This is a genomic window from Photobacterium sp. NCIMB 13483 (assembly GCF_003025475.1).
In the GTDB taxonomy this organism is placed as follows: Bacteria; Pseudomonadota; Gammaproteobacteria; order Enterobacterales; family Vibrionaceae; genus Photobacterium; species Photobacterium piscicola.
This window is the reverse complement of record NZ_PYLV01000009.1, coordinates 1-17,080: the sequence shown is the minus strand read 5'-3', so window position 1 is coordinate 17,080 and position 17,080 is coordinate 1. Positions and strand designations below refer to the sequence as shown.

The following is a 17,080-nucleotide window of genomic DNA, read 5'->3' as shown; positions in this document are numbered from 1 at the left end:
AAAGGAGAAATGATGAGTACGCTAGAATCAGTAATTTGGCATGTGTTGGGTTATGCAGCAATGCCTGTGATTATTTTATCTGGTTTTGTGGCCGTCGCAGCTGTGAGTGTGTGGCTATTGTCGCTAGGTAAAGATAAAAAAGTAAATTAAATAGCGTTAACAACACCATAATGAAGCCATGACAATTCAAATAAACATTTGGATTATCATGGTTTTTTTTTGAGTCGAGTTACGATGTGTGAATTTGCGGTATCGTATTAATCGCTGGTGGTCGATGTGTCATGAATTAATTGTTGTTCGACTAATTGGGTTCTAAATTGGTGTGCTCGTTTACGGTTGACGCCAAAATCAGAATAACCACTGCGAGAGATAGATCTTACATGCAGTTGTTGTGCGTGTTGTTTGACTTCAAAGTCATCCACAAAGCCAAATACAGCACTGGTGACTTCAATATGAAAGTAAGTATCATCATGTTCGATTAGCTTTGCTCCTGGTAACGTTTGGGCGACAGCAATAATATCAGACCAACGTTGAATACCTTTGGCGGTTAGCCTGAAGGGAGCAAGCTTAAACTTTTCACGTTGTTCAAGTGTTGATACACAATGGGATTTATTATCACAAGGCATGTCTATTTGACGTTGCCATGGTGTCGCTTGAGGATCGGCACAACCACTGATTAAGCCACCAATCGCTGTTATAAAACCAATAATTTTCATATTTGCTCTCATCATAGTGCACTGGTATAGGCTAAATAAGCCCCAAAGCCAACCCAAGAAACAATAATAAGTCCCCACGGTAGCCAATGTTGCTTATAGATAATTTGTGGGGCTGATGATGACGTATTAGCGGTGGTTTCAAGTTGAGTATTTTTGACTTGCTGAGTTTTCTTCTTTAATTTATCACGTTCTCTGGCTTTGGCTTTCTGTTGTTTTTTATATTGTTCAATCCCTTTTTGAATTCCTTGTGCGATAAGTTTTGTTTGCTCTTTTGTTTGACCTTCTTTTTGCGTGGCTTTAGCAACACGTAATGCTTCTATCTGTGTTTCTGCAGAAGGTACTGTATTTTTTTTCATGGTCGTCATACGCACTAGTGACCTTATTGATAAATGGTTATTAAGAGTGATTATATCTGATTACTTTATTTTAGCAGCAGTGTTGCTGTATGTATGGTTGTTGGTATATATGTTGAAATTTATATATTTACGGTTTTTTGTATGAAAATTCCAGTTTTAGATGAACATAGTGTTAATACTATATTCATATTGTAACTTTATGATTAAAAAGAATTAACCAACCTATTTGGGCCATAGGTGTTGGTTGAGAAATAACCTGTTTTTGTTGGTTTTAGATCAAAAAACGTGACTTATACGGCAATATGCATAAATGAAAAGTGCGGTATTCCACAAAAATAGCGCTTAAATAGTACTTAATATGCAGTGATCGATTAGAGTCGAAATTAAGCCATAGTGTATTGATGTTATCTTAATTGATGCGTATTGAGTTAAACAGGTAAGAGGGAAGTTGTTTGCTTTATCCTATCAATGCTTATGATGATCATGGGCAGTTAAAACTAAATAAGATGCTATGGCTAGCGCTGATTTTTAATGCGAAAGCATTGGTGATTTTTATCATGGCAGGGGTGAGTCGAACCCAAGGCGAACAATTGCTTGAGTTGATTTATCCTCTTCGAGAGACACTTTATATAGGCATGGTATTGGGAAGTCCTGCCTTATTATTAATGTGGTTATCGGGTCAGCGTAATAGCAATAATAAAGTTGTACATTATCTGTGGCAGCATGGAAAAAAATTATTAATAGCTGCTTACAGTATCGATTTTGCTTTGCAAATATATCATCTCGTGTTGCGTGAAGGTGCATTCTCTTGGGTTGGTGCATTAACCTTGTTATTAACGGTTTGGCTAGGGTTATATCTAGTTCGAAGCTCACGAGTCAAAGATGTGTTTGCGTATTAGCTTGTAGAGAGGTAATCGCAATGGAAAAGTTAACAATGGGTAAAGGGCAATTATTTCTTAGTTCATTATTGAGCCCACTGGCGATGGCTGATTGGCTGTTGGATGTCAGTTTTGAAATACACAGTGCTTGTCGATTACGACAAATGGTTAATACGTCATTGTCTTTATTGCCAGGCGAAGAAACCATTTTTTTTGAAGGCTTAAGTGAAAATAATCATCATTCATACCGTGAAGTGGTAGGCAGTGCGCAATTACTCGATGTTTCAGCTGAAAGTGTTAGCATTGCGTTACAAGTACAAGAACGACTAGATGATGGTGGCTGGCGAACTATTTTGGCACAAACATTATCGACAGGATTAAATATGCCAATGCTGTTTGAATCTGGCGAACCCAATTGTGAACATGTTAAATTACAAGTTGAGGTGATGACAGCATAAGCCATCAATTAAATATGAATTATGATGATATATAAGAAGCGCGACTATTTTATAGTGGCGTTTTTTTATGGCTGCTCATAAATAGTCAGTAATAATGTCTATAGTATTATGCCGTTCACAATAAGTTTTTGACCTAATGTTTTTAAAGGATAATCACTTAATTAATGGGGCTAGTATTACCTATGAGCGGTTTAATAAATTGAGATGTAATATATCAAGATGAATAGAGAAAGTGGCACAGAGGCGATTTAGTGTGTTTTTATAAGCAAAGATGGATTTATAATAGACATAAAAAAACGCAGCTAGAAAGCTGCGTTTTTTATTAAGATAGTAACTATCTTATTTCTTGATGCGTAGTACTGGTGTTTCACCAACGTTTACAGCACCAGATAGCTTGATTAGCTCTTTGATCTCGTCCATGTTAGAGATAACTACTGGCGTCAATGTTGACTTAGCTTTCTCTTCTAGAAGTGCAAGATCGAATTCGATGATAGTGTCGCCAACTTTAACAGATTGGCCTTCTTCAGCGATGCGAGTAAAACCTTCGCCTTTAAGTTCAACAGTATCAATACCGAAGTGAACAAAAAGCTCGATGCCATCGTCAGACTCAATAGAGAAAGCGTGGTTAGTTTCAAAAATCTTACCGATAGTACCGTTTACTGGTGCAACCATTTTGTTGCCAGTTGGTTTGATAGCAATACCATCACCAACAATTTTTTCAGCAAATACTACATCAGGCACATCTTCGATGTTAACGATTTCGCCAGAAAGTGGTGCGATAATTTCAATTACACTAGCTTCACTGCTGTCGTCAGAAACCATTTTCTTTAATTTGTCAAACAGGCCCATATCGTTGCTCCTAAGCGTTGTTATTTTATCTGCAGCTATATTTTATTAGCAGATGGTCTTTTCTGCGATGAATTTTTCTACGTGCTCTTCAATCTCAGCCGCTGTTGGAAGAGTTAAAGCATACTCTGCCATTGCTTTAACGTCAGCAAAGTTAGCATTACGGATAACTTTCTTAACGCGAGGGATAGAAATAGCACTCATGCTGAACTCGTCCAGACCCATACCTAATAGAAGTAGGGTTGCACGTTCGTCGCCAGCAAGTTCACCACACATACCTGTCCACTTACCTTCAACGTGAGAAGCATCAATAACTTGCTTGATCACAGTAAGTACAGCAGGCGATAGTGGATTGTAGAGATGAGAGATAAGCTCATTACCACGGTCAACTGCTAGAGTATACTGGGTTAAATCGTTGGTACCAATACTAAAGAAAGAAACTTCTTTCGCTAAGTGGTGTGCAATCGCTGCGGCTGCTGGTGTTTCAACCATAACACCGATCTCGATGTTAGTGTCAAACGCTAAACCTTCAGCGGTTAATTCAACCTTAAATTCTTCAATAGCAGCTTTTAGTGTACGTACTTCTTCAACCGAAATAATCATCGGGAACATGATACGTACTTTACCGTGTGCTGACGCACGCAGAATAGCACGGAATTGGTCACGAAGGATTTCACGACGATCTAGGCTGATACGAATTGCACGCCAACCCAAGAATGGGTTCATTTCCTTAGGAAGATCTAAATAAGGTAGATCTTTATCACCACCGATATCCATAGTACGGATAATCACTGGCTCGCCATGCATTGCTTCTGCAACTTCTTTGTATGCTTGGTACTGTTCTTCTTCTGTAGGTAGAGAATCACGGTCCATGAACAAGAATTCAGTACGGTATAGACCAACGCCTTCACCGCCATTACGATTAACGCCAGCACAGTCTTTAACTGTACCAATGTTGCCGCATACTTCAACTTGCTTGCCATCAAGTGTAATTGCAGGAAGATCTTTTAGCTTAGCTAGTTCTTCTTGCTCTGCTTTATTAGCATCACGGATAGCTTTAAATTTGTTTAATTCATCATCAGTTGGATTGATAACAACCTGATTATTGATTGCATCAAGAACTAACATATCGCCGTTCTTAACTAAAGATGTAATGTTATTTGTACCTACAATTGCAGGAATTTCTAGTGAACGAGCCATGATAGAGGTGTGTGAAGTACGACCACCGATATCAGTAATAAAGCCAAGAACGAACTCTAGATTAATTTGTGCTGTTTCTGATGGTGTTAGGTCGTTAGCAACCAAAATCACTTGCTCATCAATAGCACTTAAATTAATAACATTAATACCTAATGCGTTTTTAATAAAACGGCTACCGATATCACGGATATCACTTGCACGTTCTTTTAAATACTCGTCATCAAGTGATTCAAGGGTTTGCGCTTGTTCTTCAATGATAGAATAAATCGCGTAATCCGCTGAATGCTTATCTTTAATAAGGGCTATGATCTCTTCTTCTAGCTCCTCATCTTCAAGCAACATGATGTGACCTTCAAAGATGGCTTCTTTCTCTTCACCAAAGGTGACACGTGCTTTTTCTTTGATAACTTCAAGTTGCTCAGAAGATTTTTTTCGAGCGTCGAAGAAACGTTGAATTTCGTTATCGATCTGGTCTGCAGCGATTGGAGTTTTGTTTAGAACAATCTCTTCTTCTTGCAATAGCAATGCTTTACCGAAAGCAATACCAGGAGACGCCAGGATACCTGAAATCATAGCCTTACCTTTAAATTAACTAAAAACTGGAAACTCGTTTGTATACAAACTTAGCTTAGATTTCGCGGAACATTGCGATTTCAGCGCCGTCGTGTAGCTCTGTAAGAGTTACTAGCTTATCTACTGCTTCTTGAGCTTGTGCACCTTCAGCTGCAATAGTAATTACTGCACCTTTAACTAGGCCAAGAGTTTGAAGCTTAAATAAGCTCTTAGCGCTTGCGCTTTTACCGTTTGAAGTTACTGTGATGTCAGCTTCAAATGATTTTGCATCTTTAACGAACTGTGCCGCTGGACGAGTGTGTAGGCCGTTTGGTGCAGTAATTTCAACTTGCTTCTGATACATATTTCACCCCGATTTAGATATATTTGTTATATTAATAGTTTGCCTTACAAGCTATAACCGCTGTGATTATAGTCTCAGCATGTTGTGTAAGCAGTATAAACTACCTAATAACATACTGTCTTAGCTTTAATCCAAGTCAAAGTTTTATGAAAAACTTTTTTTAGTATTAATCAAAATTGACTAATAATTGTCCTTTTATTTTGATGCTAAAAATAAAGCGCATCAGCTTTATAGTAAAGCTAAGAATAAAATGCAACAAAAAAGCCCGCAAAGGGCCTTTTTGAGGGTAGATATACCTAGATAACATCACAAAGTGTGATCACTGTTGGGTTTCTTTTTCTGTAAAGATACCCGCAAAAAGTGCTGTAGATAAGTAGCGTTCGCCAGAACTGGGTAAAATAACAACAATGTTTTTATCAGCAAATTCTGGTCGAGCAGCAATATTATTTGCAGCAACAACGGCGGCTCCTGATGAAATTCCCGCCAATATACCTTCTTCATCCATTAATCGACGCGCCATATCAATCGCATCTTCCGAGCTAACTTGCTCAATTTCATCGATCAGTGCTAAATCAAGATTGCCAGGAATAAAGCCGGCACCAATACCTTGAATCTTATGCGGTGCTGGTTGAACGGTTTCACCATTAACGGTTTGAGTCATCACTGGGGATTCTGATGGTTCTACTGCAACCACTGTAATAGCTTTGCCTTGCTGTTGTTTAATATAGCGACTTACACCTGTAATTGTGCCGCCTGTACCGACACCTGAGACAAAGACATCAATTTCGCCATCGGTAGCATCCCAGATCTCAGGCCCTGTGGTTTTTTCATGAATAGCGGGGTTAGCCGGGTTATTAAATTGTTGTAGCAATAGATATTTACTTGGATTTGAATTGACAATTTCTTCTGCTTTATCAATTGCGCCTTTCATACCTTTAGCCGCTTCAGTGAGAATCAATGTTGCACCAAGTGCTTTTAATAATTTGCGGCGCTCAAGACTCATGCTTTCTGGCATGGTGAGAGTAAGTTTATAGCCACGAGCTGCAGCCACAAAAGCCAGCGCGATGCCTGTATTACCACTGGTCGGTTCTACAAGTTCAACACCTTCTTTTAATAAGCCATTTTTCTCTGCTTCCCATACCATATTGGCACCAATGCGGCATTTAACACTAAAGCTTGGGTTACGTGCTTCGATTTTTGCGAGCACCTTACCGTTACTGACACGATTAAGACGTACCAGCGGAGTGTTACCAATAGTGAGAGAGTTATCTTCGTATATTTTGCTCATACTTCGTTCCTTCGTGACAAATTAGACTCAATGTTGAATAGATTAAGCATATACCTGTCTCAATATTTGCAAAGTAATTAATGGTTATATCTTATTGTTATTATGTGACAGTTAATACTATTAAGGGTGTTTAGGTTGTAAGATCTGGTGGTGTTTTGTTGTTTAAGTGGCATTTTTTTTATTAGAAATAAAAGCAAAAAAGGTCAATACAGTAATCGTGATTGACCTTATTTGAGTAATAAATTTAGATTAATAGCGTTTGAATTGATTTCGGTAATGATCAACCCACATTGCCGTCGCGCCACACACGGCAATTGGCATTACAAATAAATTAATAATAGGTACCATGGTTAATAACATCACAACGGCGCCAAAACTTAATGCTTGGCCTCTTTTTTGTTTAAGAGCATCGCGCATTTCAGGGAAGGATACTTTATGGTTATCAAATGGGTAATCTACATATTGAATGGTCATCATCCAAGCATTGAATAAGAACCATAATACTGGCGCTACTGTTTGGCCTATGGCTGGAATCCACATTAAAATGAGTAATCCAATCGCTTTAGGTAGATAATACTTAAGCTTGGTCCATTCTCGACCCATGGTACGAGGAAGATCTTTTATTAATGCTTTTAAACTATCATCAGGCGGTGTTTTTCCTGTGAGTTTGGCCTCAAGGTATTCAGCTAGCAATCCATTAAATGGTGCAGCAATCCAGTTAGCTATCGTACTAAAGAAGTATGAGAAGGACACCAGAGCGGCAATTGCCAGTAATGGCCATAAAATATAAGACAGCCAATCAAGCCAACTTGGTAAGTAGCTTAGCCAATGGTTAATCCAACCACCAAGATGATCTAATAAGGTGGCAAAAGCACTACCAAGTAATACAATATTGATCAATAAAGGAATAAGAACAAAACGTCGCGTTCCTGGTTGTGATGCGAGTTTTAGGCCTTGAAAAAAATAACCAGCACCGCTGGTTGTTGGTTGTACATTATGCTGTTGTGGCATTTCTTTCTCCTGAACAAGCATTTTTTAGTGTTTTACTGTTCATTTGTTTAGGTTTCTTTATCAATGTTAACGGTAGCGGTAGGATGGAATTAAACCACAAAATTGTTGTCACTACTTTAACAACAAAATAAAAAGGATGAGTCATAATACAAAAATGATGTAAATTTGTACAAAAAACGTCAAGCTGGCACTATCCTTGATGGAATCTCGATATTCATCTTCTCATTGCCAAGTGAGTTTTGGTACAGTAAGTCATTCGGTGAGAAATTCTAACTAGATATTAAGTTTCCTAGTAGATTTTTTTCTATTATTAACCCCGTAAAGGGACAACGAGTTAATTTAGAGTATTCATATGCAGGAATTGCGTCTGGTTCTTATTATTGTTGGTGCGTTAGCAATTGCAGCGCTTCTTTTTCATGGTCTATGGACAAGTAGAAAAGAAAAACCAGCTAAATTTGGTGAGAAGCCACTAAGTAAAATAGATGAAGCAAATCTTGAGAGTCAAGATATTGCCCAAGAGAGTGTTAGTGACGTCCGTGTTGTGAATACTGCGCCGGAAGTAACTGAGACTAAGTCAAACCAAGCAGACACTATTACAACGACAACAAAACCAGTGTCAAAACGTAAAGAGCCTGGTTTTAGTTTTGGTGAACGTCCCCAACATGACCCATTACTCGGTGAAACTGCGCCTCAAAGTACAACCGCTCCTGTAAAAGTGGTTGCAAATGAGCGTATTGAACCACAAATGCACATTGGCTCAACACTTAAGCCTACTGTTGCAGTTCAACCAAGTGTTGCGCCTCAGCCCACTGTTGCAGTTCAACCAAGTGTTGCACCTCAACCAAGTGTTGCGCCTCAGCCTACTGTTGCGCCCCAACCAAGTGTTGCGCCTCAACCAAGTGTTGCGCCCCAACCAAGTGTTGCGCCCCAACCAAGTGTTGCGCCTCAACCAAGTGTTGCGCCTCAACCAAGTGTTGCACCTCAACCAAGTGTTGCGCCTCAGCCAAGTGTTGCGCCTCAACCAAGTGTTGCGCCTCAGCCAAGTGTTGCGCCTCAGCCAAGTGTTGCGCCTCAACCAAGTGTTGCGCCTCAACCAAGTGTTGCGCCTCAGCCTACTGTTGCGCCTCAACCAAGCGTTGCGGATGTTAAGCCAGCAATTGCAGAAGATGTAACGACTGCTCCAACTCCTATTTTTACACCAGCAGTTGAAGAAGAGATCAAAGCGGAGGCTGTTGCAGTAGTGACACCTGAGCCTGAGGTTATTTCTGAGCCAGAAATGATCATCGAACCTGAAGTATTACCAGAGCCAGAACCTCTACCGCCAAGTTATTTATCTGTTTGTGTACATGCTCGTAAGGGGAAGGTGCTGCGTGGGCCATCATTATTTGCTTGTTTAGAGCGTAATGGATTAATTTTTGGCGAAAATTCAGTTTTTCACCGTCATGCTGATTTAGCGGGTACTGAGCCTGTTATTTTCTCTGTGACTAATTTGCTTAACCCGGGCACATTTCCAGAAACAAACTACCAGCATTTTGAAACCCCTGGTATTGGCTTTTTCTTAATGTTGCCATGTCATGGTAAAGCATCAAGTAACTTCAATATGATGTTGCAAACAGCGCAGCAAATTGCTGATCAACTTAATGCGGATGTGATGGATCAAGATCGTGTCATGATCACGCCAAATCGTATTGCAGCATATCGAGAAAAATCAGTAAAATATAATCAATGCTAAGTTGATAAACTATTATTATTGATAAAAATTCAGGCTCCTTCGGGGGCCTGAATTTTATTGTATCTACTGATATAACTATAATGATTTACTGTTTTGTAATCAGAGTCATTAATCGACATTTTCTTCAGGTAGGAATTGAAATGAGCACCGACCTTCAGCAACAACTTGCCAGCTTAAAACAACAATTAGATTATCATGGCCATCGTTATTACGTTGAAGATAACCCTGAGATACCGGATGCTGAATATGATCGTCTGATGCAACAGTTATTGGCGATAGAAGCTGAATATCCACAATGGGTAACACCTGACTCACCAAGCCAACGTGTTGGTGGCAGTGCCCTAGACGGTTTCACTCAAGTAACCCATGAAATTCCAATGTTATCATTAGGTAATGCATTTAATGATGATGATTTACGTGATTTTCAAAAACGTCTTCAAGATCGATTACGAGATAACAGCAGTATTCATTACTGCTGCGAACCTAAGTTAGATGGCTTAGCGGTAAGTTTATTGTATGAGAATGGCATTCTGGTGCAAGCAGCAACACGAGGTGATGGTACAACGGGTGAAAATATCACTCATAACGTACGTACGATTGGTGCAATCCCACTACGTTTACGCGGTGATGATTGGCCGCAGCGTTTGGAAGTGCGTGGTGAAGTCTTTATGCCAAAGAAAGGCTTTGACGAGCTAAATGCCAAAGCACTTAAAAAAGGCCTTAAAACTTTTGCTAACCCACGTAATGCTGCAGCCGGAAGTTTACGGCAGCTTGATCCTAAAATTACCGCAACGCGTCCACTTAGTTTTTATGCTTATGCGGTAGGTGTTGTAGAAGGGCGAGAATTAGAGGACACGCAATATCAACGTCTATGCCAGCTTAAAGCATGGGGTCTACCCATGTGCCCAGAAATTAGAATGGTTGATAGCATTGAGGCGGTGATTGAATATCATCAAATGATCGGTGATAAACGCCAATCATTAGGGTATGAAATTGATGGGGTTGTGATCAAGGTTGATCAGTTAGATCTACAGTTACAATTAGGTTTTGTTGCGCGTGCACCTCGTTGGGCGATTGCTTATAAGTTTCCAGCCCAAGAAGAAATGACCATTTTAAACAATGTTGAATTTCAAGTTGGCCGCACAGGTGCAATAACACCAGTAGCAAAACTTGAACCAGTATTTGTTGGCGGAGTCACCGTCAGTAATGCGACGTTGCATAATGCTGATGAAGTGTCACGTTTAGGGGTCATGATTGGTGATACGGTGATCATTCGTCGTGCTGGTGATGTTATTCCTCAAATTGCTGCGGTGGTTGAATCTCGTCGCCCTGCTGATGCTGTTGCGATAGTCTTTCCAACACAATGCCCTGTGTGCCAATCTAAAGTTGAACGTGTTGAAGGAGAGGCTGTAGCGCGTTGTTCTGGTGGCTTATTTTGCCAAGCGCAACGTAAAGAAGCACTAAAGCATTTTGTTTCACGTAAAGCATTAGATGTTGATGGCTGTGGTGAAAAAGTGATTGAGCAATTGGTTGATCGCGAGATGGTGATGACGCCTGCTGACTTGTTTAAGTTCAGTGCAGGTGAAGTAACGGTACTTGAGCGCATGGGGCCTAAATCTGCGCAAAAATTAGTTGATGCTTTATCTGCGTCGAAGCAAACAACCCTTGCACGGTTTATTTATTCATTAGGGATTCGTGAGGTGGGTGAAGCGACCGCTGCTAATGTTGCTAATTATTTTGAAACATTAGAGGCGATCAGTCTGGCCTCTAAAGATCAGTTAATAAAAGTACCTGATGTCGGTGAAGTGGTTGCCGCTCATTTGTTCAATTTCTTCCGTGAACCTCACAATACAGCCGTTATTGATGATTTATTGGCACAAGGTATTCATTGGCCTGTGATTGAAAAGCCGCAAGCAGGAGTTGAATTACCGCTAGATGGCAAAGTTGTTGTGCTAACAGGATCATTGTCACAATTAACCCGTGGTGATGCTAAAGCGGCATTACAAGCATTAGGGGCGAAAGTGACGGGCAGTGTTTCTAAAAAGACTGATTTATTAGTTGCAGGTGAAGCCGCTGGTTCTAAATTAACCAAAGCTCAAGAGTTAAATATTGAAATTTGGGATGAACAACAGCTCGTCGATTTAATCAATAACGCCTAAAAAGACCAATATTTGAGACTGAAGCCCCACCTTGTGGGGCTTTTTTTTGGGTAAAAATCAGTAATTATTATTGATGAAAGACTTAATTTTTAGCGTTTATTTAATGGTGGTGAGACACTCGACATTAACTTGATGGCGGTAATTTTGTAAATATACCCCTTGTTAATCATTGCATTTATAAAATACGACGCTGTTCACAATAATATCTCGTTATCGTATTAAGTTTTTGTTTTTATTTAATTATTTATTTGGTGTGAAGTGACGTATCAAACATATGACATTGATCACGATAGCGTCAAAAGTTTGCACTCAATCATATTTTCAATATTAAAAAGTAAGTTCTTATTGATGTTTTGCGCCGCGAAAGTAGTCTTAATGCCGAAGTAAGTTAAAAGTTCAATTTAAAACGAAATAATATGCATTGGTCGAATTGATTCGGCTGACATATAGGAGATTTACTTGCCACCTTCGGCGGCCAACCTTTCAGGGGCAAGTAAACAGCTAATATCTTTTAGGAGTTATTCCATGGAAATTAAAAAATCTTTACTTGCACTAGCAGTATCATCATTAGTTATGTCTGGTTCTGCTTTTGCTGCAGATGCTGATGCTGTATCTATCGAAAAATTAAAAGAATCATTTTCGTATGAAGTATACGGTGTTATTGCGATGCAAGTCTTAACTCGTGATTACAATGAAGCGGGTAAAAAGCTTTGGCAGGAAGATAGCAACTGGAAATTAAATAACGAATCACGTATTGGTTTCCGTGGTAGTAAAGATTTAGCTAAAGGACCAACATTTATTTGGCAGATTGAATCTGGTTATGTTGGTGGTAGCAGTGCTGCACCTGGCGCAGATGGTAAATTAGGTGTTCGTGATACTTTCGTTGGTTTTGAAGGCGATTCTTGGGGTAAAATCCGCGTAGGTCGTGTACTAACACCAATTTATGAAATCATTGACTGGCCTGGATCAAACCCTGGCCTAGGTGATGTTTACGACTGGGGTTACGGTATCGCTGGTGCACCATACCAAGATCGTCAATCTGATACAGTTCGTTGGGATTCTCCTACTTGGGGTGGTTTTAGCGTTGATTTAGCATTCGGCCGTGGTGATAATGTTGCAGCATCAGATAGTAACTGGGCTGGCGCTGCAGCACATTACACTTTTGGTGGCCTTACTTTACAAGGTGCTTACGAGCATAATAATACTGGCGACTGGAAAAACGACACTTACTTAGTGGGTGCTCAAGGTAACTTTGAGAACGGTCTTGGTTTCTTTGCTCAATATAAGATGATGGAAGCTGAAGCTCAAGTCGCTGGTGTTGATGATCAAAGCCAAAATTCATACACCGTTGGTGTTATGTACAATGTATCTGATTACCAATTCAAAATCGGTTACGCAGCGAATGATAAGTTAGAAGATGGCGGTCAAAAAATCGCACATACTGATGACTCTGTAATTTCTGGTCAAGTAATGTACTTCATTGATCCATCAGCAGTTGTTTACACTCGTGTTCGTCACGTTGAACGTGGTGACGGCGAAAGTAATCGTGTAGATAATGCAAATCCAGAGTTCATGGAATACTCTGTAGGTGTTGAATACTACTTCTAATAATCAATTATTAATTATTAGTCTTATAAAGAACGAGCAAATGCTCGTTCTTTTATTTAAATATAAGCAGGGTACTTTGTATGAAAAAAAAGATAATTTGTTGCTTGTTACCGCTAGTATCGATGTTTTCTAGCAATATTTATGCTGATGTTAAATTACAATCGGCGAAAGAAATGAATGCCGTTGTTGTTAATGGGAAAGCGGAAGGTTGGTCTTTTATTCAAGGTACTAATAATATTATTTTACCAAACGGTGAAAATCAGATTTTATTCCAGATGGGTAAAATTGTTTTAGAAGATGCCGCTAAGAAAAAATTTAACTCAATACCACTATTAATTAAATTTGAAAGTCAAGATTCAGTTCTTACGCTAAGTTACCCTAATATTAGAACATTAGATCAAGCTAAATCATTTGATAAATCACCACAGATAAAATTAAAAAATAGTAATGGTGAGGATGTCGCGTTTGAATTAAAGCAATTAGATAATAATGGATTACAGAACTTCCGTGACTATGAAAGAGAAGTTGCTAATTATAATAAATTAGGTGGTATTGCTGCGTTAACTCAAGTGTCACCTGAACCGCAGTTGCAGACTAAAGCAGTGTTCACGCCTTCAGATGTGAAACCATCACCAGAAGCGAAAATGGTATTTTTGAAAAATGCCTTTACATCTTTAAGCCCTGAAGAGAAGCAACAGTTCATGTCTTGGGGATTAAAACATTTATAATTTATATTAATGAGATAAAGCGTCTTTGAGTATAATTTGACGCTTTACCTCAATCATATCAAAGGTGATATGTGCCATTATTATGCTGACAGAATACAACGGGCATATAATCTTTAGTCCCATCAGGTAAGTGGCATTCAACACTTGGTCCTGTCGCACTATTCCCACTGTTTGAGTAACCTTCTGCCTGCAAAGTAAATGGCATAATCAAAAGTGCTCCAGCGCAAAGTCCTAAAAGTTTTTTCATATTTAGTTCCTTTTTTTGAGAGGTTGCTAGCAAATTTACACTTCCAGTCTGGTTTAGGTATTGTAATTTCGCAAGTTAAAGTAATTAATTTTTATATTGAATAAAGTATTAGTCATGTTTTCATTCGTAATGACGTCAATAAGTACTTCATCGTTGCAATGATCATGCTTTTTTATTTTTAGCTGTCTTACTTTTTAAATTTGCAGAGTTCAGTAGTAATAACGTCATAATTATCAAATTGAATTTTGTCTTGTGAAACAGATCAAAGATTGTAGATCTTGGTTACAGTGCTAAAATACCTACCAATAGATTCAGCACAGTAGCTTTTACTGTGTCATCCATCATTCATAAGGTAATCTCAATGACGGTTAAAACTCGCTTTGCACCAAGCCCAACAGGCTTTTTGCACGTTGGTGGTGCGCGTACAGCATTGTATTCATGGCTATTTGCTAAGCACATGGGCGGTGAATTCGTATTACGTATCGAAGACACAGATCTTGAGCGTTCAACGCAAGAAGCGATTGATGCGATCATGGAAGGCATGGAGTGGTTAGAATTAAATTGGGATGAAGGTCCTTACTACCAGACTAAGCGTTTTGATCGTTATAACGAAGTGGTTGATCAACTACTTGCAGAAGATAAAGCATATAAATGTTACTGCCCAAAAGAATTGCTTGATGAAATTCGTGAGCAGCAAATGGCTGACGGTGTAAAACCGCGCTATGATGCTAATCACCCAAAAATTGTTGCAGCAAATGCAGCAGCAACAGCTGATTCTCCTTTCTGTATTCGTTTCCGTAATCCAAAAGAAGGCACAGTGATCTTTGATGATAAGATCCGTGGCCATATTGAGATTGCTAACAGCGAGCTAGATGATTTAATTATTCGTCGTACAGACGGTAGCCCAACATACAACTTCTGTGTTGTTATTGATGACTGGGATATGGGTATTACGCAAGTTGTTCGTGGTGAAGATCACATCAACAACACTCCACGTCAAATCAACATCTATGAAGCATTAGGTGCACCAGTGCCTGAGTTTGCACACTGTGCAATGATCTTAGGTGATGATGGCGCTAAATTATCTAAGCGTCATGGCGCTGTTGGTGTAATGCAATACCGTGATGACGGTTTCCTACCGCATGCTCTACTAAACTACTTAGTTCGTTTAGGTTGGTCGCATGGTGACCAAGAAATCTTCTCACTACAAGAGATGATTGATTGCTTTACGCTTGAGTCTGTAAGCAAGTCAGCATCAGCATTCAATACTGATAAATTGTTATGGTTAAACAACCATTACATTAAAACAGCAGCACCTGAATATGTTGCTAAATACCTACAATGGCATTTAGACCAAAAACAAATTTCCATTGAAAATGGTCCTGCTATTACTGACGTTATCACGTTAGTGGGTGAGCGTTGTCATACACTGATCGAACTAGCAGAGCAATCACGCTACTTCTACCAAGACTTCAGTGAGTTTGAAGCGGGTGCAGCTAAGAAGCACTTACGTCCAGTTGCTAAAGATGCATTGGCACTAGCACTTGCTAAAGTTGAAGCATTAGATGAATGGACAACTGAAAATCTACATGCGGTAACAACACAAGTTTGTGAAGAGCTTGAGTTAGGCATGGGTAAAGTAGGTATGCCTCTGCGTGTTGCAGTAACTGGTCAAGGCCAATCGCCATCAGTTGATGCGGTAATGCAATTGATTGGTAAAGAGCGTGTCATTACACGTATTAAGATGGCATTAGATTATATCGCAGAGCGTGAAGCTAACGCTTAAGTATTTGTTTTTATAAAGACAAGCGGAAGCATCGCTGATGTTTCCGCTTTTTTTATAACTAGCGTAAAGTAGATCACATTTTTTGTTTTATCGTCGTGACATTTATTAAAAACATCAATACTATAAGCATCATATTGGGGCTATAGCTCAGCTGGGAGAGCGCTTCGCTGGCAGCGAAGAGGTCATCGGTTCGATCCCGTTTAGCTCCACCAAATTTAAAACCTCGTCAGTTATCTGACGAGGTTTTTTGCGTTTAGTTATATTTAAAAACGCGCATTAATAATTGGGAAAATTGGAAGGTTTTTACTTACAAAAGTGCCTGATTTATCATAGTTAATTAAACCTATCTGCACTCCTTTATTAATGTGGTCTGTCGCATTAACTAAACCGAACTGAAGTCCATTAAGTGATCCAGCGTAGTTGAAGGTACCAAATTGAGCGCCAGTAAAATTATTGGCTGTGTAGTTTACTAAACCAAAGTCAGCACCTGTAGCTTTGCCTTCGTTCCAGTTAGCTAAACCAAATTCTAAACCTTTCATACTGGATGTAGTATGGTTAACACCAAAGGCTAAACCAAAGTTAAGTCCGGTAAAATCATTGATAGTCGATAAGCCTAGCAATGAAAAGTTAACACCTTTTACTTGGTTTGTTTGGCCGTAAAGTATGTTTAAACGCGCTCCAGAGACATTACCAGCAGGTAAATTTACACCAGGTACAGAAAGTTGTACGGGTGTGTTAGCCATTGCTATTGGTGATAAAATAGCGGTTGTTAAAGCGATCATTACAGAAGTTATTTTCATATGAATACCCTAAATATAGATGACTGATATTTAGAAAATCTTATATCAAATATAATAAGACATATATAGTAAAGTCCAAAAAACAAATGAAAATAAGCTTTTGAAATTAGCAAAATTCGTTATTTAAATTATAGGTTTTTTTAATTTATTAGATGATATAAGTAAAAGTTTTATTAAATAATGAGTTTTATTTGATGTTGTATAAGTGTTTTTTATTAAATATATATTTATTTCTTTTATGTCGTATTTAATTATAGTTAATAATTGTCGTTAATGCATTCACTGCGCAAATAACTGACATTCCAGACATTTAACTAATTATTTGTGTGCGTAGGTTTAGTCCTTAAATTT

At 38.9% G+C, this 17,080-nt stretch carries 17 protein-coding genes and 1 tRNA gene; 9 read left to right on the top strand and 9 right to left on the bottom strand.

What is annotated here, in order from left to right:
- Positions 1-12 precede the first annotated feature (12 nt).
- Complete coding sequence (locus C9I86_RS09115) at positions 13-150, top strand: TIGR02808 family protein (protein ID WP_080157073.1); 138 nt, start codon at positions 13-15, stop codon at positions 148-150.
- Between the two features lie 107 nt (positions 151-257).
- On the opposite strand, the gene C9I86_RS09110 is transcribed toward C9I86_RS09115, so the two are convergent.
- Both C9I86_RS09110 and C9I86_RS09105 read right to left on the bottom strand, forming a co-directional pair.
- Complete coding sequence (locus C9I86_RS09110; protein WP_107276193.1) at positions 258-716, bottom strand: DUF1499 domain-containing protein; 459 nt, start codon at positions 714-716, stop codon at positions 258-260.
- A gap of 11 nt (positions 717-727) precedes the next feature.
- A complete protein-coding gene (locus C9I86_RS09105; protein ID WP_107276239.1) occupies positions 728-1,072 on the bottom strand; it encodes a DUF2956 domain-containing protein in 345 nt (114 codons plus the stop codon).
- A gap of 452 nt (positions 1,073-1,524) precedes the next feature.
- Between C9I86_RS09105 and C9I86_RS09100 the strand changes: the two genes are divergently transcribed.
- Together C9I86_RS09100 and C9I86_RS09095 are read left to right on the top strand one after the other, a co-directional pair.
- Positions 1,525-1,971, top strand: a complete 447-nt coding sequence (locus C9I86_RS09100; protein ID WP_107276192.1) for a DUF2919 domain-containing protein — start codon at positions 1,525-1,527, stop codon at positions 1,969-1,971.
- 20 nt (positions 1,972-1,991) lie between these two features.
- Positions 1,992-2,408 (top strand): hypothetical protein, encoded by a 417-nt coding sequence (locus tag C9I86_RS09095; RefSeq protein WP_235865868.1) that lies wholly within the window; start codon positions 1,992-1,994, stop codon positions 2,406-2,408.
- 339 nt (positions 2,409-2,747) lie between these two features.
- Here C9I86_RS09095 and crr read toward each other — a convergent pair whose 3' ends face one another.
- The 5 genes from crr to cysZ form a co-directional block, all read right to left on the bottom strand.
- Positions 2,748-3,257, bottom strand: a complete 510-nt coding sequence (gene crr / locus C9I86_RS09090) for a PTS glucose transporter subunit IIA (RefSeq protein ID WP_080157069.1) — start codon at positions 3,255-3,257, stop codon at positions 2,748-2,750.
- 45 nt (positions 3,258-3,302) lie between these two features.
- On the bottom strand, positions 3,303-5,027 hold the full coding sequence (ptsI, locus tag C9I86_RS09085) for a phosphoenolpyruvate-protein phosphotransferase PtsI (RefSeq protein WP_080157067.1): 1,725 nt from the start codon (positions 5,025-5,027) through the stop codon (positions 3,303-3,305).
- Between the two features lie 55 nt (positions 5,028-5,082).
- A complete protein-coding gene (locus tag C9I86_RS09080) occupies positions 5,083-5,370 on the bottom strand; it encodes an HPr family phosphocarrier protein (protein ID WP_045037604.1) in 288 nt (95 codons plus the stop codon).
- 319 nt (positions 5,371-5,689) lie between these two features.
- Positions 5,690-6,658, bottom strand: a complete 969-nt coding sequence (gene cysK / locus C9I86_RS09075) for a cysteine synthase A (RefSeq protein ID WP_080157065.1) — start codon at positions 6,656-6,658, stop codon at positions 5,690-5,692.
- Positions 6,659-6,907: 249 nt separating this feature from the next.
- On the bottom strand, positions 6,908-7,669 hold the full coding sequence (cysZ, locus tag C9I86_RS09070; RefSeq protein WP_080157064.1) for a sulfate transporter CysZ: 762 nt from the start codon (positions 7,667-7,669) through the stop codon (positions 6,908-6,910).
- A gap of 352 nt (positions 7,670-8,021) precedes the next feature.
- Between cysZ and zipA the strand changes: the two genes are divergently transcribed.
- From zipA to C9I86_RS09050, 4 genes are all read left to right on the top strand, one after another.
- Complete coding sequence (zipA, locus tag C9I86_RS09065) at positions 8,022-9,401, top strand: cell division protein ZipA (RefSeq protein WP_107276191.1); 1,380 nt, start codon at positions 8,022-8,024, stop codon at positions 9,399-9,401.
- Positions 9,402-9,541: 140 nt separating this feature from the next.
- Complete coding sequence (gene ligA, locus C9I86_RS09060; RefSeq protein ID WP_107276190.1) at positions 9,542-11,560, top strand: NAD-dependent DNA ligase LigA; 2,019 nt, start codon at positions 9,542-9,544, stop codon at positions 11,558-11,560.
- 525 nt (positions 11,561-12,085) lie between these two features.
- On the top strand, positions 12,086-13,168 hold the full coding sequence (locus C9I86_RS09055; RefSeq protein WP_107276189.1) for a porin: 1,083 nt from the start codon (positions 12,086-12,088) through the stop codon (positions 13,166-13,168).
- Between the two features lie 80 nt (positions 13,169-13,248).
- Positions 13,249-13,896: a DUF2057 domain-containing protein gene (locus C9I86_RS09050; protein WP_107276188.1), complete on the top strand. Its 648-nt coding sequence runs from the start codon at positions 13,249-13,251 to the stop codon at positions 13,894-13,896.
- 58 nt (positions 13,897-13,954) lie between these two features.
- Here the strand turns inward: C9I86_RS09050 and C9I86_RS20160 are convergent, their stop codons facing one another.
- Positions 13,955-14,101, bottom strand: coding sequence for a hypothetical protein (locus C9I86_RS20160; RefSeq protein WP_199190767.1), 147 nt, complete (start codon positions 14,099-14,101; stop codon positions 13,955-13,957).
- Between the two features lie 403 nt (positions 14,102-14,504).
- On the opposite strand from C9I86_RS20160, the gene gltX reads away from it, so the two are divergent.
- On the top strand, positions 14,505-15,929 hold the full coding sequence (gene gltX, locus C9I86_RS09040; protein WP_080157053.1) for a glutamate--tRNA ligase: 1,425 nt from the start codon (positions 14,505-14,507) through the stop codon (positions 15,927-15,929).
- Between the two features lie 136 nt (positions 15,930-16,065).
- Positions 16,066-16,141, top strand: a tRNA-Ala gene (locus tag C9I86_RS09035).
- Between the two features lie 51 nt (positions 16,142-16,192).
- Here the strand turns inward: C9I86_RS09035 and C9I86_RS09030 are convergent.
- Positions 16,193-16,729: a hypothetical protein gene (locus tag C9I86_RS09030; RefSeq protein ID WP_080157051.1), complete on the bottom strand. Its 537-nt coding sequence runs from the start codon at positions 16,727-16,729 to the stop codon at positions 16,193-16,195.
- Positions 16,730-17,080: the final 351 nt, after the last annotated feature.